General features: G+C 71.4%; 19 protein-coding genes. 2 read left to right on the top strand and 17 right to left on the bottom strand.

What is annotated here, in order from left to right; all coding sequences use genetic code 11:
• Nucleotides 1-36: 36 nt before the first annotated feature.
• Entirely contained in the window at nt 37-1,215 is a 1,179-nt protein-coding gene (locus OG202_RS03205) for an NAD(P)/FAD-dependent oxidoreductase (RefSeq protein WP_327731553.1), read from the top strand.
• Nucleotides 1,216-1,300: 85 nt separating this feature from the next.
• Here the strand turns inward: OG202_RS03205 and OG202_RS03200 are convergent, their stop codons facing one another.
• The 15 genes from OG202_RS03200 to OG202_RS03125 all read right to left on the bottom strand — a co-directional run bounded on the left by OG202_RS03200 (nt 1,301) and on the right by OG202_RS03125 (nt 16,533).
• The gene (locus OG202_RS03200; protein ID WP_327731554.1) at nt 1,301-1,510 is read right to left on the bottom strand and encodes a hypothetical protein; all 210 of its coding nucleotides are present in this window, start codon (nt 1,508-1,510) and stop codon (nt 1,301-1,303) included.
• Nucleotides 1,511-1,627: 117 nt separating this feature from the next.
• Nucleotides 1,628-1,759, bottom strand: coding sequence for a hypothetical protein (locus tag OG202_RS03195; RefSeq protein WP_327731555.1), 132 nt, complete (start codon nt 1,757-1,759; stop codon nt 1,628-1,630).
• Nucleotides 1,760-1,775: 16 nt separating this feature from the next.
• The gene (gene pgm / locus OG202_RS03190; RefSeq protein WP_326585072.1) at nt 1,776-3,416 is read right to left on the bottom strand and encodes a phosphoglucomutase (alpha-D-glucose-1,6-bisphosphate-dependent); all 1,641 of its coding nucleotides are present in this window, start codon (nt 3,414-3,416) and stop codon (nt 1,776-1,778) included.
• Between the two features lie 336 nt (nt 3,417-3,752).
• Nucleotides 3,753-5,003, bottom strand: a complete 1,251-nt coding sequence (locus tag OG202_RS03185; RefSeq protein ID WP_328222271.1) for a cytochrome P450 — start codon at nt 5,001-5,003, stop codon at nt 3,753-3,755.
• 242 nt (nt 5,004-5,245) lie between these two features.
• Nucleotides 5,246-5,893, bottom strand: coding sequence for a class I SAM-dependent methyltransferase (locus OG202_RS03180; RefSeq protein ID WP_326585074.1), 648 nt, complete (start codon nt 5,891-5,893; stop codon nt 5,246-5,248).
• 562 nt (nt 5,894-6,455) lie between these two features.
• Nucleotides 6,456-7,310, bottom strand: a complete 855-nt coding sequence (locus OG202_RS03170; RefSeq protein WP_327731557.1) for a class I SAM-dependent methyltransferase — start codon at nt 7,308-7,310, stop codon at nt 6,456-6,458.
• Nucleotides 7,307-7,498, bottom strand: coding sequence for a hypothetical protein (locus OG202_RS03165; protein ID WP_326585076.1), 192 nt, complete (start codon nt 7,496-7,498; stop codon nt 7,307-7,309). Before OG202_RS03165 ends, OG202_RS03170 begins: the two co-directional genes overlap by 4 nt.
• 45 nt (nt 7,499-7,543) lie before the next feature.
• Nucleotides 7,544-9,436 (bottom strand): ABC transporter ATP-binding protein, encoded by a 1,893-nt coding sequence (locus OG202_RS03160; protein WP_327731558.1) that lies wholly within the window; start codon nt 9,434-9,436, stop codon nt 7,544-7,546.
• 39 nt (nt 9,437-9,475) lie between these two features.
• Nucleotides 9,476-9,601 carry a hypothetical protein gene (locus OG202_RS03155; RefSeq protein ID WP_326585078.1) on the bottom strand — a complete coding sequence of 42 codons (126 nt, stop codon included), beginning with the start codon at nt 9,599-9,601 and terminating at the stop codon, nt 9,476-9,478.
• A 2-nt stretch (nt 9,602-9,603) separates the two neighbouring features.
• A complete protein-coding gene (locus OG202_RS03150; RefSeq protein WP_327731559.1) occupies nt 9,604-10,224 on the bottom strand; it encodes a hypothetical protein in 621 nt (206 codons plus the stop codon).
• Complete coding sequence (locus OG202_RS03145; RefSeq protein WP_327731560.1) at nt 10,221-12,140, bottom strand: alpha/beta fold hydrolase; 1,920 nt, start codon at nt 12,138-12,140, stop codon at nt 10,221-10,223. The genes OG202_RS03150 and OG202_RS03145 overlap by 4 nt, the downstream gene beginning before the upstream one ends.
• A gap of 115 nt (nt 12,141-12,255) precedes the next feature.
• A complete protein-coding gene (locus OG202_RS03140; protein ID WP_327731561.1) occupies nt 12,256-12,525 on the bottom strand; it encodes a hypothetical protein in 270 nt (89 codons plus the stop codon).
• A gap of 223 nt (nt 12,526-12,748) precedes the next feature.
• Nucleotides 12,749-14,179, bottom strand: coding sequence for a phytoene desaturase family protein (locus tag OG202_RS03135; protein WP_327731563.1), 1,431 nt, complete (start codon nt 14,177-14,179; stop codon nt 12,749-12,751).
• A 221-nt stretch (nt 14,180-14,400) separates the two neighbouring features.
• Complete coding sequence (locus OG202_RS03130; RefSeq protein ID WP_327731565.1) at nt 14,401-15,744, bottom strand: sensor histidine kinase; 1,344 nt, start codon at nt 15,742-15,744, stop codon at nt 14,401-14,403.
• A gap of 99 nt (nt 15,745-15,843) precedes the next feature.
• Nucleotides 15,844-16,533, bottom strand: a complete 690-nt coding sequence (locus OG202_RS03125) for a response regulator transcription factor (protein ID WP_328222270.1) — start codon at nt 16,531-16,533, stop codon at nt 15,844-15,846.
• 154 nt (nt 16,534-16,687) lie between these two features.
• Here OG202_RS03125 and OG202_RS03120 point away from each other — a divergent pair, with 154 nt between their 5' ends.
• Nucleotides 16,688-17,176, top strand: coding sequence for a response regulator transcription factor (locus OG202_RS03120; RefSeq protein ID WP_328222269.1), 489 nt, complete (start codon nt 16,688-16,690; stop codon nt 17,174-17,176).
• 158 nt (nt 17,177-17,334) lie between these two features.
• On the opposite strand, the gene OG202_RS03115 is transcribed toward OG202_RS03120, so the two are convergent.
• Nucleotides 17,335-18,456 (bottom strand): sensor histidine kinase, encoded by a 1,122-nt coding sequence (locus tag OG202_RS03115; protein ID WP_328222268.1) that lies wholly within the window; start codon nt 18,454-18,456, stop codon nt 17,335-17,337.
• Nucleotides 18,453-19,130 carry a response regulator transcription factor gene (locus tag OG202_RS03110; protein WP_327731571.1) on the bottom strand — a complete coding sequence of 226 codons (678 nt, stop codon included), beginning with the start codon at nt 19,128-19,130 and terminating at the stop codon, nt 18,453-18,455. Before OG202_RS03110 ends, OG202_RS03115 begins: the two co-directional genes overlap by 4 nt.
• Nucleotides 19,131-19,320: the final 190 nt, after the last annotated feature.

Raw genomic sequence — 19,320 nt, 5'->3', positions numbered from 1 at the left:
GCAACGTGTCGCTTCCAGAAAGGGGACACGCAGACAATGAAGGTCATCATCATCGGTGCCGGCGTGCTCGGCGTGAGCGTCGCAAGGCAGCTTGCCCTCGCCGGCGAGAACGTTCTCCTGCTCGATCAGCGGGGAGCCGGCAGGGGAACGACCGCGACCACCTTCGCCTGGACCAACTCCAGCCGGAAGCCCGACCCGGACTACCACCGCCTGAACCTCGCGGGGATGGAGGAGCACGCCAGGCTCGCCGAGCAACTGCGCGGCGCACCGTCGTACTTCCCCAGCGGGGCGCTGCAGTGGGCGGACGCCGCGAACGAGCGGCGGCTCGCCGACAACGTGGAACGACTCCGGGCCCTCGACTACCCCGCACACTGGGTCACCCCCGACGAAGCAACGCGGATCGCAGGCGGCCTCCGCGTCCCGGCGACCGTCACGGCCATCGCGCACTTCCCCAGCGAGGGATACGTGCTGCCGGACCTCTTCGTGCACAACCTGCTGGCGGACGCCGAGCGACACGGAGCCACATACGCGATCGGCGAGGTCGTAGCCATCGACGACAGGCCTGACGGAGTGTCCGTCACCCTGGCCGGAGGCGAGGTCCGCACGGGTGATCGAGTCGTCCTGGCGGCAGGCCGCTGGACACAACGGCTCGCCGCGCGGGCCGGGATCGACGTTCCCATGGTGACGGACACCGGTCGCGGGGCGCAGACCGTCGGCCTGCTCGGATACGCCAGGTCCCCGGAACTCGACCTGCGCTGTGTGATCCACAGCCCCGGCCTCAACCTCCGCCCCGAGGCCGGCGGGCATACCGTCCTGCAGGCGCTCGATCTGAACGCCGACGTCGATCCGGCAGATCCTCCGTCCGCGGACGGGGACATCGCGAGCACCCTCGCGCGGCGATTCTCCGCACTGCTGCCCGACCCGGGCCGGGCAGCGGAGATCGCCCCGCGCATCGACCTGCGCATCGGCTTCCGGTCACTGCCCGCGGACGGCCACACCGTCGCCGGCTACGCCTCCACGCGGTCCCGCGTCTACTGCCTCGTCTCGCACAGCGGGGTCACCCTGGCACCGATTCTGGGACGGCTGGTCGCGACCGAGATCACAACCGATCGGGAACAGGACCTCCTTGGGCCCTTCCGGCCCACACGATTCACCGGCGTACGGCGCTCGGACACCGAGGTGGATCAGCACGCCACCGGTCTGGGCGAGCAGTAGCCGACCGACCTCGCCGTCACCGAGAGACCTCGGGGTGGTCCTGCGCAGCGCAGCCAACGTGCGGGCGCGTCCGACGAAACCGAGGTCACGCCGAGCGGGCGGGGTCTGCTCGCTCGGCGTCGGGGCCTTCGAGGCGTACGACGTTCAGCGTCTCGGCGACCGCGCTCACGGCGGCGTCGTACTCCTGCCGCCGCGGGGTCTCCTCCGTGGTGCCGATGGCGCTCTGCCAGGCAGCCAGTGCCCGTTGGGCGCCGTCGGTGCGGCTCAGATACGTGACGTACGCCGCCCGTCGCACCGCCCGCTGGTTCGCCAGCGTCTGTTCGGTGAGGGTGCGGCGGGCGACGTCGAGCTGGGCGGTGGCCTGGAGTTGGCCTGCGTCCCAGGCCGCGGCGGCCTGTTGCCGTCCGGCCTCTCACGCGGCGGCCGCCTGGCGCTCGCCCGCCGCCCAGGCGGCCGCGGCCTGGCGCTTGGCGGCGGCGAGCGTGAACACCCCCGTGAGAGCTCCGCCGCCGATCGCGGCCCCGGCGGCGATCAGTGCCGTCACCGCGGCCTCGTCCACGTCAGGCGCCCAGCGCCGTCAGCACCACGGACCTGGCCTCCTCCTGGACCTGCCGCAGATGGTCCGGCCCGAGGAAGGACTCGCCGTAGATCTTGTAGACGTCCTCGGTGCCCGAAGGGCGGGCCGCGAACCAGGCGTTGGCGGTGGCGACCTTGATCCCGCCGAGGGCGGCGCCGTTGCCGGGGGCCTCGGTGAGCACCGTGGTGACCGGCTCCCCGGCGAGGGTGTCGGCGGTGACCTGGCGCGGGGACAGCTTGGCGAGCAGCGCCTTCTCCTCGCGGGAGGCCGGGGCGTCGACGCGCGCGTAGGCCGGGGTGCCGAAGCGGTCGGTGAGCTGGGCGTAGTGCTGCGACGGAGTCCTGCCCGTGACCGCCGTGATCTCGGACGCGAGCAGGGCCAGGGTGATGCCGTCCTTGTCGGTGGTCCACACCGAGCCGTCGCGGCGCAGGAAGGACGCGCCCGCCGACTCCTCGCCGCCGAACCCGAGGCTTCCGTCGGACAGGCCGTCCACGAACCACTTGAATCCGACCGGGACTTCGACCAGCTGCCGGCCGACGTCCGCGGCGACCCGGTCGATCATGGTGGACGACACCAGGGTCTTGCCGATCCCGGCGCCCGCGGGCCACTGCTCCCGGTGCGAGAAGAGATACGAAATCGCCACGGCCAGATAGTGGTTGGGGTTCATCAGGCCCCCGTCCGGCGTGACGATGCCGTGCCGGTCGGCGTCGGCGTCGTTGCCGGTGGAGATGTCGAACCGGTCGCGCCGCTCGATGAGCGAGGCCATGGCGTACGGCGAGGAGCAGTCCATGCGGATCTTGCCGTCCCAGTCCAGCGTCATGAAGCGCCAGGTGGGGTCGGTGAGCGGATTGACCACCGTGAGGTCGAGCCGGTGCTGTTCGGCGATCCGGCCCCAGTAGGCGACGGAGGCGCCGCCCAGCGGATCGGCGCCGATGCGCACGCCGGCGGACCGGATCGCCTCCAGGTCCAGCACGTTCGGCAGGTCGGCCACATAGGTGCCGAGGAAGTCGTGGCGGCCGGTGCCGGGTGCGGCCAGGGCGCGGGTGTACGGGATGCGCCGTACGTCCTTCAGGCCGCCGGTGATGATGTCGTTGGCGCGGTCCTGGATCCAGGAGGTCGCCTGCGAACCGGCGGGGCCGCCGCTCGGCGGGTTGTACTTGAAACCGCCGTCGGCGGGCGGGTTGTGCGAGGGGGTGACCACCACGCCGTCGGCGAGGCCGGACGTGCGGTTGCGGTTGTGGGTGAGGATGGCGTGCGAGACCGCCGGGGTGGGCGTGTAGCCGTCCGCCTGGTCGATCAGGACGGTCACGTCGTTGGCGGCGAACACCTCCAGTGCCGTGATCCGCGCGGGCTCCGACAGGGCGTGGGTGTCGGCGCCGAGGAAGAGGGGGCCGTCGGTGCCCTGGGCGGCGCGGTACTCGCAGATGGCCTGGCTGGTGGCCGCGATGTGGTCCTCGTTGAACGCCGCCGCGAGGGACGAACCGCGGTGTCCCGACGTCCCGAACGCCACCCGTTGCCCGGGCTCGGCCGGGTCGGGGTGCAGCGCGTAGTACGCCGTGACCAGACGGGCCACATCGATGAGGTCCTCGGGCCCGGCGACCTGCCCCGCTCGCGCGTCCTGCATTTCCCGGCTCCTCCGCTACGGTCGACCGTTGGGTACGGCCCTCATTCTCCCCTGCCCGGTCCGCCGTGACGCTCATAGGGCGGCCTTGACGGTGAGCGTCCGGCGGCCGCGAAGCTGCGGGCCGGCGGGCGGGAGGGCACCGATGCGTGTCGTGGAGGCCCAACGGCCGTCAGCCGCCGCGCTGTTCGACGCGTGCTGGGCTCCGACGCCGGGAATGCGTCGACCCATGCCTCCACCCACCTGTCCGCGTGGGATCCGGGCCGTTCGAGCGGTGCGGTCCGCCGCGCGGACGCCGGACGAGGGCGCGTGACCCGGCTCGGGCAGGGGGTGGGGTGGTCAGCGCGTGGGGAGCACTCCGGTCGCGCCGAAGTCGGGTCTGGCCGTCCGGTCCCACCGCACATGCAGGGTGGCGGGCTTGCGGAACACCAGGCCGTACGGGGCCGCGGGGCGGTCGGGGTCGAGGCGCAGGGCGGGGAGGCCTTCGAGCAGGTGGCGGAGGGCGATGCGGGTTTCCAGGCGGGCGAGGTGCGCGGCGAGGCAGTGGTGCGGGCCGTGTGCGAAGGCCAGTTGCAGACGCGCGTTCTCGCGGCGGACGTCGAACACGTCGGGGTCGGGGAAGACGGCCGGGTCGCGGTTGGCCCCGGTGAGGGAGACGGTGACGAGGTCACCACGGTGGATGGTGGCCGGGCCGAGGACGGTGTCACGGGTGGCGTAGCGGTCCACGACCGCCGCTCCCGGTTCGAGGCGCAGTGATTCCTCGATCGCGCCGTCCAGCAGGTCGGAGTCGGCCCGGACCAGGGCGAGTTGGTCGGGGTGCCGCAGCAGGTGCAGCAGGGCGTTGGTGATCATCGCCTCGGTGGTCTCGATGCCTCCGAACATCAGCACCGCGGCATTGGAGGCCACCTCGGGCACGGACAGCTGCCCGGCTGCCGAGACGAGGAGGGAAGAGGCGTTCCGGTCGGCCACGGTGGCTTCCACGGCGGTTCGCAGCCGCGCGTACGCCGCGACGCCCGCGGGGCCCGCCTCGTGGCCGGCGGTGATGTCCGAGACCGACTGCACGATGGAGTCGTACCAGGCGAGCACCGTGTCCCCGTCGGTGCCGACCAGCCCCAGTGCCTCGGTCACGACCGCGACGGCGAGGGGTCCGGCGAAGGCCCGTCGCAGTTCGACGGCGCCCGTCGGCTCCAGCGCGGTGACGAGCCGGTCGGTCTCCCGCTCGATGAACGCGGCGAAACCGTCACGCACGGCCCGTGGGCGGAAGGGGGAGTTGAAGGGCTCGCGGTGCCGGGTGTGCTGGTCGCCGTCGAGCGACAGCATGCTGGGGCCGACGACCCGCGCGGTGGAGAACCGGGGGTCGTCGACGGTGAAGGTCTCGGCGTCCCGCATCACGCTCAGGGCGAGATCACGACGGGTCACCAGCCAGCCGTCCAACTCGGGGACCCAGGACACCGGCTCCCGCGCACGGAGCAACGCCAGTCGCGGATGCGGGTCCCCGGCGAGTTCGGCGAGCGTGGTCGCGGCACCGAGCGGGCAGGATTCGGCGACCCTCAGGAGGTGCCTCGGGCCTGGCAGGGAGGAACTGTTCACCCGCGTGAGGCTAACAACGCGCTCCGAAGGTGAGGAGGCGGCCGAACGCTGTGCGATGAAGCCGGTCGAGGCCGCGACGTGTGTACGCGGGGCGCGCGGCACGGGCGGCATGGATGTGCGGACCGGCTTCGCTGGTGTCGACGGCTGGACGGGGGATGCGGGCGGTGGTGTGGCGGCAGGGCGCCGAGCAAGGGTGCGGTGTTCGGGCATGCGGTCACGTGGTCGACGAGGCGGTCCCCTGCCTAGTCCTTGCGGGCGAGCAGTTGAACCTCCTTGAACTGCCTTCGGTCGGCGGGCTGAGGCTCGCGGACCATCCTGGCCACTTCGGCCAACCCGAACTCGCGCAGCGTCGCGGCGAGGTGATCAGGCCACCACCGATAGGCCGGCGCGACGGCGTGATCGAAGACCTGCGTCGGCTGAGACGGGTCGTCGCTTGCCGAAAAACTGACCAGCAGGTGGCCGCCGGGCGCCAGCACACGATGGAACTCCGCCAGGATGACGGGGAGTTCCCGTGGCGCAGTGTGGATGATGGACCAGCGTGAGAGCACGCCGCCCAGCGCGCCGTCGGCGATGTCCAGCGCGGCCATCGAGCCCACGTCGAACCGCAGGTCCGGATAGGCCTGTCGAGCCAACTCGATCATCGCAGGAGAGGCGTCGACGCCGAACGCCGCCAGCCCCAGCTCGTCCAGATGAGCGGTGATCTGGCCGGGTCCACACCCCAGGTCCGCGACCCGACCGTCCCCACCCGCACGGACGACCTCGGCGAAGGCGCCCAGGATCGCGCGGTCCAGGGGGCGGTCACGCAGCGTGTCGCGGAACAGCTCCGCATAGGTGGGGGCAACGGCGTCGTAAGCCTCGCGGGTGGCGTCGAGGGCATCGTGTTCGGCCATGCTCGCGACAGTAGTGCGTGGTCCCGGGGCGAGCCGAGTGAATCACGATCTTCCCGCCTGTTCGCCCGGGCCGTCGCTGGTTCACTCAGGACGAGTGGGAAGTGGCCCTGGGGCTGCTGGAAGACCGGCGCTGCCACGCGAAGGGCACCGGCCCCTCCCGCACGGTCTGGGAGGGGCCGGTGCACCTGGCCGTGGATGAAGTCGGGCATGAAGTCGGGGATGAAGCGGGGCGGGTCGCGTCAGCTCGACTCGACTCCGACCGTCAGGGGCCCGGCGTACCCGGCCGACTGAAGAGCTCCTGGCCGCCGGTGAACGAGCCGTCGGGGGTGAGTCGCACGATGACGTGCACCTTGAGGTGGATGTGGATGCACCGGCGGCGGTACCGGAGAATCCGGAGTACTCGCCGAGTACATCGGCGTGCCAGACCTCCACCAGGGCGTTGCTGATCGGGACGCAGGTGTCGTCGTCGACGACGGTGAGAGTGGTCAAGTCCCTCCCGGGGCATGGAGGTTGAGGATCGATGCCCTCCCGGAGCGCCGGGCCGGACGGCCTGCGCGGGCGGTCAGGGCTTGATGTAGGTGCAGATGGCCAAGGGGCTGTGCGGGCCGTACGGGGACGTGTCGGCGGGCCAGTCGCCGAAGCGGCGCTCGGGTAGGAGACCGGCGTCGCGCGCGTAGGCGTCCAGTTCGTCCGGGGCGGTGAGCCGGGAGACCTCGGTGCCGACACGGGTGGTGCCGTCGGACTCGTACCAGACGTGGGAGAGGTGCCACAGGGACCCCTCGGGCAGGAGGAGGGAGTGGCTCTGCAGTCCGGTGCCGGGTTCCGGGTAGGGAGTGAAGTACGTGGCGCGGGCGCGGCCTTCGTGCAGGGTGAGGATGGCCGGCTTGTTGTGGGTCTCCACGACGAGTCGGCCGCCGGGGGTCAGCAGGTCGGCGGCGCGCTGCACGGCCTGTCGCTGTTCCTCGGGGGTCAGCAGCATCGACAGGGTGGCGCAGACGGCGTAGACGAGCCCTACGGTGCGGTCGGCGGTGTACGTGCGGATGTCGGCGTGCAGAGGCTCGACGGGGGTGTCGTCGGTCAGGTTCTTGCGCAGAAGTTCGAGCATCTCGGGCGAGGAGTCGACGCCGGTGATCCTGCCGACGCGGCGCGACAGCGGGAGCGCGATCCGCCCGTTGCCGACGCCGAACTCGACGGTGCCCGAGGCCGGGTCGGGGTGGAGGGAGACCAGGCTCTCGACCTCGGCGGCGACGGACGCGTCGTCGGGGAAGAGGCGGTGGTACCAGTCGTCGAACTGCCGGCCGTAGCCGATGTCGTCGATGATGCCGGTCGTGGTGGAGTGGGCGGCCGTGGGCAAGGGGGTGGACGGGGCGGATGGGGTGGACGGGGCCGCGGTGGTGGGCGTGGCGGGTGTGCTCATGGGTGGTGCCTCCGCTTCTTGGTCGGTGTGGTCCTCGGATGGGCGTTCCTTCTGGCCTGTGAGCAGGCGCCGAACAGCACCACGAGGGCGGCGCCGATGACGGCGGGGGTACTGACGGCCCGGGTGGTGATCAGGAAGCCGACGATGCCGAGGGCCACCACGAACGGGATCAGCAGGAAGTCGTTCATCAGGTTCTCCTGTCGGGAATTCGTTCTCCTGTCGGGTTTTCTGGGTCAGGACGCCATGTCGCTGAGTTCCTGCAGTCGGGCGAGCCGGCGGTAGAGGTCGCTGTGCCGGTGGAGTTCGTCGTGGGTGCCGACGGCGTGCACCCTGCCCCGGTCGAGCACGACGATCTGCTGGGCCTCGGTGACGGTGGACAGCCGGTGGGCGATGGCGATGACCGCGCAGAAGCCGGAGATCATCGCGATGCTGTCGCGCAGCGCGTTCTCCGATTCGGTGTCGAGGTTGGCGGTGGCCTCGTCCAGGAGCAGGAACCGGGGTGCCTGCAGCAACGTACGGGCGATGGCGAGGCGTTGCCGCTGACCGCCCGACAGACCGGCGCCCCGGTCGCCGAGTTCGGTGTCCAGGCCGTGGGGGAGCGCGGCGATCACCTCGGTCAGGTTGGCCATGCGCAGCGCCTCGGCGATGTCCTTGTCGTCCGCGTCCGGCGCGCTGTAGGTGAGGTTCTCCCGGATGGTGCCGCGCAGCAGGGTGTGGTCCTGGTCGACGTAGCCGACGATGGACCGCAGTTGGTTGAGCGGCAGGTCGGTGATGTCCGTGCCGTCGATGCGGATCGCCCCGGACACCGGGTCGAAGAGCCGCTCGATCAGCTGGAAGACGGTCGACTTGCCACCGCCGGAGGGGCCGACGACGGCGGTCAGACCCTCGGACGGGACGGTGAAGGAGACCCCGTCGAGGACGACCTTGTCGCTGCCAGGATAGGAGAACCGGACGCCGTCGAAGGTGAGTCCGGGTTCGTACCCGCGCCCGAACGGGCGGGCGGCACGCGGCCGTTCCTCCGGCCGGCTGCTGTCCGGGTCCGTCTCGACCTCGATCTTGCCGAGCTCCGCGAGCCGCTCCACCGACGCTCTGCCGATCTGGAACTGCGCGATCGACTCGAACAGCGTCAGCAACGGCGCCACCAGGTAGAACAGATAGAGGATGAACGCCGTCAGGTCGGCGGTGGGCATCGCCCCGGTCGCGGTGCGGGCCGCGCCCAGGCCGATGACGACCGTCAGGGCGAGCTGGGTGCCGATGCTCATGGTCGGGTCGAGCAGCGACGACATCACCGTCACCTTGATCCCCGACTTCCGGGCCCGCCGTGCGATGGCCGCGATCCCCTCGGCCTCGCGGTCCTCGGCCCGGGAGGCCTTCACGGTGGGCATCGCCCCCAGTACCCGCAGCAGGGCGGAGCCGAAGGTGCCCAGGTCGGTCTGGTTGCGCACCGACACCTTCCGCACCCCGCGCGCCAGGTAGAGCGAGACGACGCTGGTCGCGCCGAGGCAGACCAGGGTGGCGGTGAGCAGCACGGTGTCGATCCAGGCCATCAGGGCGATCCCGCCGATGACCAGGAAGCTGTTGTTGAGGATGCTGTCGATCGCGTGCGTCATGGTGGAGCGGGCGAGCATGGTGTCGCTGACCATCCGGGAGAACACGTCGCCCTGCTGCAGGCCGCTGTACGCCTTGAACCGGGAGCGCAGCAGCCGCGAGGCCAGGGTCCGGCGGATGTCGTAGACGATGTTCTCCCCGGCCAGCCCGATGACGTACGAGTGGAGTGCGCCCAGGGTGGCGTCGGCGATGAACAGGGCCGCGCCCACCATGATCGGGCCGGTCAGCGAGCGCCCTTCGCCGACGGCGGCGACCAGTGAGCCGATGACCGCGGGCTGGGCCAGGGACGTCGCGGCTCCCAGCAGGCCGAGGACGATGCCGAGCAGGACCAGGCGGCGGTGCCGGCCCATGGCCCGCCAGGGTTTCGCTCCCTCGCCCCACAGCAGGTGCAGGTTGAGCTGGGGAACCGCCCGGTGCATGGCGCGCCGCCCGCCACCGGGCCCGCCCTCCTTCTCCAGGTTCACCGGCGGGTCCTGCGGGCGTGTGTGCCGTCCCCGGCCGGCCGACCGGTCACTCATTTCGCGCCCTCGGCCCCGCGGCGGCCGTCCGCACCCCGTTCACTCGTGCTCCCTGCCGTCCTCTTCCGCTTCCGCCCGGTCCCTGGTGAGCCGCAGGCCCGCCTTGAGGAGGCCGACCGCGAAGATCAGGATTCCGAGGAGGATGAAGGGGGTGGCGATGTCCATGATCACACCTTTTCTGGAGTCTTGGCCGGGGTCCGTGTCAGCGGGGTGCCGGGGGCCTGCGGGTCGAGGGGGACGAACGGGGAGACGAACACGAGCTCGGGACGGTGGCGCGTGTCGTAGCCGGTGGCCCGGGCCAGGGCGAACTGGAACCCCCGGAACTCCCCGGCCACGGGGCCCCGGGACCTGATGAGGACGCGCAGGTGCTCGGTGACCATCCGGTACCCGGGAGTGCGTGAGGCCGCCTCGAAGCCACCGAACTCCAGGGTCGGGAGGATGTCGGCGCACGCGTCGAAGACCCCCTTGTCCGCGCGGCGCGTGGGGAACCACACGATGTGCTGGGGCTTGCGCGTCTCGGTCGTGAACGCGTCGTGCCACGGGGAGGCGTTGCCGTCCGCGTCCACCGTGCGGTACAGGAAGTGGCTGTCGTGCATGCAGGGATTGGGGGCGAAGAACCTCCAGTTCGGCACCAGGGACAGGATGTCCTTCGAGCGGAACCTGGAGAACTGCTCGAAGGGGTGCTGGCCCGCGACGGTGACGACCAGCATGGCGGCTCCGGCGATCCGCCAGGCCGCGCCTTCGCCGGTGAACGGATTCTTCAGCGGGAAACGTCGCAGGGTGCTCACCGCGCGGCCTCCTTGTCGAGCGTGACGGATCGGGTGGACCGGGGTGCCCGGGAGCGCTCGTCGACGCCCTGGAAGAACGCGAGGACACGGTCCGTGACCTGGTTGGCGAGACGGCTGTTGATCAGCAGGGTGTCGTGTCCCGCGCCTTCGATGACCACCGTCTCGCTGGGCGCCCGGCGGTGGGCCTCGGCGAGCTCCCGGTGCATCAGCAGTTGCTCGGGGTCGCGGTCCACGGTCCGCTGGGCGGAGATCACCAGGCCGGGCACGCCCTCGATCGGGTCGAGCCGCCCGGGGTAGGCCTTGAAGTCCTCCTGCAGCGCCTTCCATTCGCGGCGCGCCGCGTACCACATCCGCGCGTCCGCGTACTGGGCGAAGACCTTGTCGTGGTAGGCGGCGGGCAGTTCCTTGATCCACCACGGGCGCGTGAGGAGAGCCCCGGTGCCGAGGCGCAGTGCCCGGCTCATGGACTCGAAGGTGCCGCCCAGGCCGGCGCCGGACACCCTCTGCTGGGCCGAGCGGTTGAACTGGTCCGGGTGCGAGGAGTCGAGATACACGACGCCGTGCACCCGGTCGCCGAGGTGATGGACGGCTCGGCGGGCGAGTTCCCCGCCGATCGAGTGGCCGACCAGGATCACCTTGCGGTGCGGTGCCACGGCGCCGTTCACCAGGTCGACGAGGTCGTCGACGGACTCCGACAGCCGGTAGGCGGTGGTCGCCCCGCGGCGGCTGCCGGCGTATCCGGCGCGGGCGTAGGCGATGACGCCGTACGTGGTCTCGTAGGACAGGCGCTCGCTGATCCAGGCGTAGTGCTCGCTGGTGGACAGCAGACCGGCGGCGAGCACGAAGACCGGCCGCCCGGCGTCCCCCACCGACATCTCCTCGTACTGCAGCCGGTTGCCGTGCCGGGTCGTCAGCACGCGAGAGGTCCGCCAGCCCTCGGTGGTGCGGATGCGTCGCTGTACGGCGGTGACGGCAGCGGCCGCCGTCGCCCCCGCGAGCACGGTGAGGGCGGCCGGCAGAGCGCGGTCGTCGCGTCCCGCGACGGCGGGGTGAGTGCGGGGAGCCGAGGTGTAGGCGACCAGGGGGTGCATCGCGGGGAACGCGGTGGCGAACCTGCCGAGCCCCATGAAGTAGCCGTTGGCCAGGTGGAACGCGGCGGCGCTCGCGAGGACGGGACGGGTCAGCTTGCCGTCTTTGAGATAGGCGAGCGGGAAGAGGCACTCCAGCGCCAGCACGCTGTGGGCGAGCAGTTTGGCGGCCCGGGGGTTGTTCCGGATCCACGCGTGCATGCCCTCGTGGCCGTATGTGTGGGTGCGCATCACGCCCGGAAGTGCGGAGCCGTCGCGCCAGTCCGGGCCGAGCAGCTTGACCCAGCCGGAGATCAGGTAGGAGAGGTTGGACTGCAGGGCGACGTACCACAGCAGGGCGTCCTTGGCGGCCGGCGAGGGCACCAGGCGGGCGCCGCCGGTGGCGAGTTGCACGAGGGTCGCCACCTGGTCGGCGCCGTCGCTTCCGTAGTGCTGGCGAGGGCCGAGGAGGGCGGAGGTCGCACCGAGGAAGAGGCTGCCCGCCCCGCGCCAACCGGACTTGCCCGGCAGCAGCATGGCGGAGGCGACCGCGGCCCGTGTGACGTGCAGTGCCGTCGTGGTCCGGGTTCCGCTGGCGATGTCGACCAGTCGACGCAGCAGAGGATGCGCGTGCGCGATGCTGTCCTTGGCGATCTCCCAGTCGTTCATTCCCCCCTTGCCCATCTCGTGGCGCTGGGTGAGGTATTCGAGGGACGAGGTGAGGCTCGTCGCGGCGGCCAGCCGCTCCGACAGGCCCAGCGCCCGGTCCCTGCCGACCGGCATCGGGCTGAACACCGCGGAGGCGACCCTGCCCGGCACCGCGGAAGTGATCCTTCGGACGAGTTTCATGGAACCTCTTTTCCTGGTACTTTTGAGCACGTTTTTTGCGTGCGGCGAAACCCGCTGCCGGACCAGAACAGCCCTCTGGTCCGACAGCGGGTTCCTATGAGTTCACCGCCGGTTGTCAGACCGCGGGCGGCGGACCGCCGGCCGCGGCGAGCGCGGCCGCGTTCTGGGCGTTGGCCTCCGCCGCCAGGTTGTTGGCCTCCGCGGCCTGCGCGACACCGACCGTGGCGCCGATGCCGGCCAGGGTGGCGCCGACGCCCTCGGCCGCCTGGGCGATCCTGCCGATCCGGGCGATCCGCGGGGTGCCCAGGGTCGGGCGAGCGGCGACGTAGACGACACCCTCGACGGGGATTTCCACGCTGTTCAGCGCGTTCTCGATGCTGCTCATTTCTTTCATCCTCTCGCGTTCGGGACTTCGGAAGTTCTTTTCTTCCGGTGCCCTTCTGGAGAAAACATTAGGCTCTCGCCGGCCGCCTCCGCATCGATAAAATTACCTATTGTTGAGCGCTGTCTTTCGCGCCGGAAACAGACTCCTGCGGGCACGGAAAAGGCCTGGACCGAAGAGGTCCAGGCCTTTTCCGTGATGGTGCGCACCGCGGCGCCTTCCCGGTTCATCCTTTCCCGCGTCGCCGCCCGAGATCGCGCAGGGCCGACGCGGCGGCGTTCGCGCCGCACATGCCGTGGGCGCCGGCGCCCGGTGGTGATGCCGCGGAGCAGATGTACGTCCCGGGGACTCCCGTGCGGTACGGGTCGAGCGCGACGCGGGGACGCATCGCCAGTTGGAGGGCGGTGTTCGCCCCGGTGACGATGTCCCCGCCGACGTAGTTCGGGTTGTAGTCCTCGAAGGCGGCCGGCGGGCGGACGGCCATGTCGAGGACACGTTCACGGAACCCCGGGGCGAACCGCTCGATCTGCCCGACGATCGCCTCGGTCGCGTCGCCGTCGTAGCCGTGCGGAACGTGTGCGTAGGTCCAGAGGGGGTGGAGGTCGCCCTTCGAACGCCGTGGATCGGCCAGATACTGCTGCCCGACCAGGACGAACGGCCGCTCCGGCATACGCCCGGCGTGGATCGCCCGCTCGGTGGCGGCGACCTCCTCGTAGGCCCCGCCGAGGTGGACGGTGCCGGCCCGGCGGGCCGCCTCGTTGGCCCAGGGCACACCGTCCTGGACGGCGAAGTCGACCTTGAAGGCGCCCGGGCCGTGGCGGTAGCGGCGATAGGCCCGGGCCACCCGCCCCGGCAGCCGGTCGCCGAGGATGTCGGCGACCGCACGGGGGGCGAGGTCGAAGAGGACCAGGTCGGCCGGGGGCAGATCGGCAGGGGAGAGCACCCGTACACCGGTCTCGATCCGGCCGCCGAACTCCGTGAGCTGCGCCGCGAGCGCGTCGCCGATCGCCCGGGAACCACCCGCGGCCACCGGCCAGCCATACCGGTGACCGGCGGCGATGATCGTCAGGCCGACCGCGGCGCTGGCCGGCCGGTCGAACGGGCGGAACGCGTGCGCGGCCACCCCGGCGAAGAGCGCGCGGGCGCTCTGCGACCGCCAGCGCCGGGCCACCACGGCGGTGGGCAGCAGGGCCTGCGGACCGAACGCGGCCAGGCGCAGCGGATGGCGCGGCCGATGGAGGAGCGGCTGCATGAGGTCCTCGGCGAGCGCGTCGTAGCCGTCCGCGAGCGGCCGGAAGACGCGCCGCCACCTCCGGCCGTCGCCGTCACCGAGGCCGTCGGCCGTCTCCTCCACCGACCGGTGCAGGACCCCGGCCTCGCCGGAGTCCAGCGGATGCACGCAGTCGATGTCCGGCAGGCGCCAGGTCAGGCCGTGGCGGCCGAGATCGAGGCCGCGCAGGAACGGGGAGCCGACGGCCATGGGGTGTGTGGCGGAGCAGTGGTCGTGCAGGAGGCCCGGGGTCAGTTCGCTGGTGCGGGTGCCGCCTCCGATGGTGTCGGCGGCTTCGAGGACGGTGACCTCGACGCCCTCCCGGGCGAGGAACACGGCGGCCGCGAGACCGTTCGGACCGCTGCCCACCACGACGGCCGTAGTCATACGTCTCCTGCGTCTCCTTTACGACGGGCGCCGGTCCACCGGTTCGCGAAGTGGCGTACGGGAAAAGCGGTGGACCGGGCCCTCGAAAAGGCCCGGTCCGGGCCGATTCACCACTCTGCGGGACGTGAGAAGGCCGTCCCGGCGCCTCTGGGTCTTCGACATTAGAGGGTGGGCCGTCCCGGCGCGATGCGCAGAATTGCCTAATTCCCGCCCCGGACCGCCTAACTCGCGTCCCAACTCATGTCCGGCTCGGGCTCCGCATGCGCATGCGGTTTGGCATGGCGTCCGGATGTCCGGCGGGACGCCGGACCCGCGTCCGCGGCCCCTTCCGCGTCCTGCGGCGCGGCTTCCGGGAGTACCGGGAAATGGGCGATGACCCACCAGCCGCTGTCGTCGGCGGGGCCCGCCGCCAGGGAGCCGCCGACCGCCTCCGCCCGCTCGCGCAGCCCGACCAGGCCGTAGCCGCCACGGCCTCCCGTGGGGCGGGAGACCCGCCGCTCGGGCGCCTTGTTGTACACGTCGACCCGGAGCAGGTCGCCGCGGGTGCGGTGGACGCGCACGGTCGCCTGGGTGCCCGGTGCGTGCCGTCGGACGTTGGTCAGCGCCTCCTGCACCACGCGGTGGACCGCGGAGCCCACCTCGGGCAGCAGTCCGCTCCGCCGGGCGGCTCCGGTGATCTCCAGTTGGGCCGTCGATCCGTCACCCTGGTCGCTGAACGCCGAGACCAGCTTGGTGAGTTCGGCGTACGGCTCCTCGGGGCGCTCGATGGAGGTCTGCTCGCCGTCCTCGCGCAGCACCCGGATCAGGCGGCGCATGGAGTCCATGGTCCTCTGCCCGGCCTCGGCGATGTTGCCCAGGATGGGGCCGACCTGCTGGGGCGCACTCTCGTGGATCACACCGGCGGCGTGTGCCTGCGCGATGATGCCCGTCACATGGTGGGCGACGAAGTCGTGCAGTTCCCGGGCGAGTTGAATCCGCTCGGCGAGCCGGACGGCGGCGATCGTACGGCGACGCCGGGCGTCCAGGGTGCGCAGATAGCAGCCCGCCCCGACGGCCCCGCCGACGGCGAACGTCAGCAGGAAGGGGTAGGTCAGGGTGATTCCCGTACCCCCGGTGCGCAGGGGTTCGTCGATGACGCTGGCCCCCATCGCGCCGGCCAGGGCGAGGGCGACGCCGGGCCGGGTGACCTTGCGGCAGGTGCGGGCGAGCAGGACCAGCATGCACGCCGTCTCCAGCAGGCCCCATGCGGGCAGGGCCAGCCCCATCAGGGAGGTGCCCAGCGTCACCGTCGTCGAGGCGGCCGCGGAGAGCCCCGCCCGCCACTCGATGCTCAGCCTCGATTCCGGCACCAGCACCAGCGCCAGGGCGACGGGGCCGGTCAGGAGCGGTAGCCAGTCGAGGGGGCCCTGGTGCTGCGATCCGATGATGCCCACGTCGAGCAGCCACAGCACGCCCAGCGCCGGGTACAGGGTGCGGTGGTTCAGCCGCTGCGCGGGTAACCGCGGAGGGCCGAGGTGCGGCTGGGTCGCTCGTGCCGAGAGTGCCGCGAGTGACGAAGTTGTCATGGAAGGGCAGGTTAGGCATGGGCATGCCTCCCCGGCAGAGGGTGGATCGATCTGTGGGGAGCGACACAGATCGACTACAGGACATTCACGGAATCACCGTCAACGCCCGGGCCGGACCGTTCCGTTGGCCCAGGCCCACGCGGCCACCTCGACGCGGTTGCGTACGCCCAGCTTGTGGTGGATGTGGCCCAGGTGCGTCTTCACGGTGGACAGGGACAGACACAGTTCGTCGCTGATCTCCTGGTTCGTGCGGCCCACCGCGACCAGCCTGGCGACCTCCAACTCCCGTGCGCTGAGGGCTGATTCGGGCACACCGCAGCCGTCCGCCGGGTTCGACGCCCGCTCCTCCAGCTGCTTCAGCAGCCGGACCGTCACCCCGGGCGAGACCAGCGCGTCACCACGCGCCGCCGCCCGCACCGCCTCGATCAGCAACGCGGGCGCGGCGTCCTTGAGCAGGAAGCCGCAAGCTCCGTTGCGCAGGGCGATGTTGAGGTAGTCGTCCTGGTCGAAGCTGGTGACCACCACGACCTGGGTCGGGTGCGTGGCCCCCGGTCCGGACAGCAGTCGGGTCACCTCCAGCCCGTCCAGCTTCGGCATACGGACGTCCACCAGGCACACGTCCGGCCGCAACGTGCGCGCCAGTTCCACGCACGCGAGTCCGTCGGCGGCCTCTCCGACCACCTCGATGCCTTCCTGGGCGTCGAGGATGAGCCGGAAACCGGCCCGGACCAGATCCTGATCGTCGGCGATCATCACACGCGTGGGGGTGCTGCTCACGCGGCCGAGCATGCCATGGATCACGTGGCCGGTCCGGCGGTCCGCAGAAGCCGAAGGTCGAACGGCCGTATGCAAAGGGGCGGTTGGTGCTTTCCCGGCGAAGGATCCGCCGTGGGCGGAAGGGTGCAGGCCGATCGGCCGATGACTACTGCCGGGTATCGGTCGAATGGTCGATGACCGGGGGCCGGGTGTCACGGAAGAGTCACAGCGCACCCGACGGACGACACGGGGTTTCTCGACCCCCTTTCGAACAAGGCAGGCACCCATGACAGTGGACAGCTCCGGCCGACTCAGCGCCCGGGAACTGGAGATCCTCCTTCTGGCAGCCCACGGGATGTCGGACGCGGACATGTCCCATCAGCTGTCGATCTCACCCCGCACGGTGGCTTCCCATATGCGCAGCATCCGGGAGAAGTTGTGCGCGAAGAACCGCACCCATCTCATCGTGACGGCCCTGCGTGCAGGGATCCTCGCACTGCGGACCGACAGGCCGGACGGGTTTGGTCTTCCGGACAGGTCGGACAGGTCGGACAGGTCGGACAGGCCGGTCCGTGCGGATCGCTCGGGGTGGCCGGACCGACTCGACCGCTTTGACGAAACGTTCCGCTTGACGGGGCGGAGCGGGGTCAGGGCTCGGCCCGTCGGCGTCGCGTAACGCGTGACCGAGTGCCCCGGGCCGGACTCGGCCCGGGGCACTTCGGGCCGACGCCGTGGACATCGCGAGCCTGTCCTGCGATCGGGCCCCCGACCGAGCCCGACGGGTGGTCGGACGGTGAGGGGCGGCTCACTGCCGCGGACCAGCCCCGGGGCGGCTCATCGGGACGCGTCGACCGGCAGCTCCAGACGCAGCTCGTAGCCCCCGTCCCCCAGGTGCCTGGACGTGACCGTTCCGCCGAGGAGTTCGGCGCGCTGGCGCAGGCCGATCAGGCCGTGGTGGGCGCCCGGGAGGGAGAGGGCCGGGCGGCCGGGCGCGGTGTTGGTGACGGTCGCGCGGAGGGTGCCGTCCCGCTGGCGGACACGGATGGTGGCCGTGGCGCCGGGGGCGTGCTTGCGGATGTTGGTGAGGGCTTCCTGGACCGTGCGGTAGACGGCGCGCTGGACGGGCGGCGGGAGGTCGTCCGGCAGGTCCGTCCGCAGGTCGGTGTCGATACCGCTGCCGGTGACGAGCCGGTCGAGGTCGGCGAGGGAGGGCTGCGGAGTGAGTTCGGTGGGGCGACTGCCGGAGGCGCGCAGTACGCCGACCATGTGCCGCAGCTCGTCCAGGGTCTGCACGCTGAGCAGCCGTATCGTGGCCGCGGCCTCCTTCGTCTCCGGGTCCCGGCCGGCGACCTGGAGGGCTCCGGCGCGGACGGCGATCAGACTGACCTGGTGGGAGACGGCGTCGTGCATCTCCCGGGCGAGCTGGGCGCGTTCCTGCGCCAGGACGCCCTGCGCGATCAGCAGCCGCTCGTGCTCACGCGCCTCGGAGACCTCCACGAGACGCAGTGACAGCTCCCGACGGGCCTGGACGAGCTGCCCGAGGAAGAGGGGCGCGGTCGCCTGCGCCAAGCTGTAGGAGAGCGGGATCAGGGCATGGCGGTCGGACAGGTCGGCGAACTCCGGTGAGGGCCAGGACCACCAGGTGAGGTCGCAGACCGTGAACCCCAGCGCGCAGACGGCCAACGGCACCCGGTGGTGGGTGCGCGAGGCGAGGGTGTACAGCGCCACCAGCGTGGCGAACACCGCGTCCGTGAACAGGGCGGTCGGCAGGGTGAGCAGGAAGGCCGGCAGCGGCAGACTGCGGCGCATGACGAGCGCGAAGGCCGCGAGCAGGGCGGCGGCCAACTCGTGGGGGTGATGGGTGCCCACGTCATGGATCCACACGTCCAGCAGCGACGTCGTGACGAGCACGGCATCCGTCGTCGGCCCGTGCGGGGTGCGGGTGGGGGGCCTCATCCGTCCTCCCGTCCGCGGCCGACGGGGCGCGACGGCCTGAGCAGGCCCGCCCGCTCGGCCAGCAGCGCCGCCTGTACTCGGCTGCCCACCTCCAACTTGGTGAGGAGCGCGCTCACATGGTCCTTGACCGTCCCCGTGCTCAGGTGCATCCGGTCACCGATGTCGGTGTTGGACAGCCCTTCGGTGATGAGGACGAGAACGGCACGCTCGCGTTCGGTCAGCCGTCCCACGAGCCGTACGGCGGCCTCCCGGGGGCCGTTGTCCAGGTAGCCGTCGACCACGGTGCGGGTCACCCGGGACGACAGTACGACACCGCCGGCCGCCAATGTCCGTACGAGATACGGCAGTTGTTCCGGGTCGGTGTCCTTGAGCAGGAAACCGGCGGCCCCCGAGCGCAGGGCGGCCGCCACGTACTCGTCCATGTCGAAGGTGGTGAGCATGGCCACCACGGGAGGGCGGGGGAGTCTGCGGAGTTCGGCGAGGACGGTGAGCCCGTCCACGTCCGGCATGCGGATGTCCAGCAGGACGACCTCGGGGCGCAGCTCCCGCACGGCCTGGACCGCCCGGCCGCCGGGGACCGCCGCCACCACGTCGAGGTCGTCCGAGGAGTTGAGGATGTGCTGGAAGCCCGTACGGATCAGGGCTTCGTCGTCGACCACCAGTACCCGGATCACCTGTGCCCCGCTCGCCGTCGGACCACCACCGCACTTCTCCTGGAACCCCTACGACGTCCCGGGCCGCCGCGAGGTTCCTTTCCTCCCGGTTTCCGGTCACCTGGCGGGGGTGGCCACGGCTGGTCGGCGGGGAGCTTCCAGCCACCCGCCGGATGGGAACGCGCCCCTCGCGCCCCCGACTTTGAAGGCC

Source organism: Streptomyces sp. NBC_00310 (genome assembly GCF_036208085.1).
Taxonomy (GTDB): domain Bacteria; phylum Actinomycetota; class Actinomycetes; order Streptomycetales; family Streptomycetaceae; genus Streptomyces.
Note: the sequence above shows the minus strand (reverse complement) of the source record. Positions and strands in the feature narration are given on the sequence as shown.

Bases quoted from the DNA above. Each gene is read 5' to 3' on its own strand.
- OG202_RS03205 (WP_327731553.1), top strand. From the start codon at position 37: ATGAAGGTCATCATCATCGGTGCCGGCGTGCTCGGCGTGAGCGTCGCA.
- pgm (WP_326585072.1), bottom strand. From the start codon at position 3,416: ATGCAGGACGCGCGAGCGGGGCAGGTCGCCGGGCCCGAGGACCTCATC.
- OG202_RS03180 (WP_326585074.1), bottom strand. From the start codon at position 5,893: ATGGCCGAACACGATGCCCTCGACGCCACCCGCGAGGCTTACGACGCC.
- OG202_RS03170 (WP_327731557.1), bottom strand. From the start codon at position 7,310: ATGAGCACACCCGCCACGCCCACCACCGCGGCCCCGTCCACCCCATCC.
- OG202_RS03165 (WP_326585076.1), bottom strand. From the start codon at position 7,498: ATGAACGACTTCCTGCTGATCCCGTTCGTGGTGGCCCTCGGCATCGTC.
- OG202_RS03160 (WP_327731558.1), bottom strand. From the start codon at position 9,436: ATGAGTGACCGGTCGGCCGGCCGGGGACGGCACACACGCCCGCAGGAC.
- OG202_RS03155 (WP_326585078.1), bottom strand. From the start codon at position 9,601: ATGGACATCGCCACCCCCTTCATCCTCCTCGGAATCCTGATCTTCGCG.
- OG202_RS03145 (WP_327731560.1), bottom strand. From the start codon at position 12,140: ATGAAACTCGTCCGAAGGATCACTTCCGCGGTGCCGGGCAGGGTCGCC.
- OG202_RS03140 (WP_327731561.1), bottom strand. From the start codon at position 12,525: ATGAGCAGCATCGAGAACGCGCTGAACAGCGTGGAAATCCCCGTCGAG.
- OG202_RS03135 (WP_327731563.1), bottom strand. From the start codon at position 14,179: ATGACTACGGCCGTCGTGGTGGGCAGCGGTCCGAACGGTCTCGCGGCC.
- OG202_RS03130 (WP_327731565.1), bottom strand. From the start codon at position 15,744: ATGACAACTTCGTCACTCGCGGCACTCTCGGCACGAGCGACCCAGCCG.
- OG202_RS03125 (WP_328222270.1), bottom strand. From the start codon at position 16,533: ATGCTCGGCCGCGTGAGCAGCACCCCCACGCGTGTGATGATCGCCGAC.
- OG202_RS03120 (WP_328222269.1), top strand. From the start codon at position 16,688: ATGGTCGATGACCGGGGGCCGGGTGTCACGGAAGAGTCACAGCGCACC.
- OG202_RS03115 (WP_328222268.1), bottom strand. From the start codon at position 18,456: ATGAGGCCCCCCACCCGCACCCCGCACGGGCCGACGACGGATGCCGTG.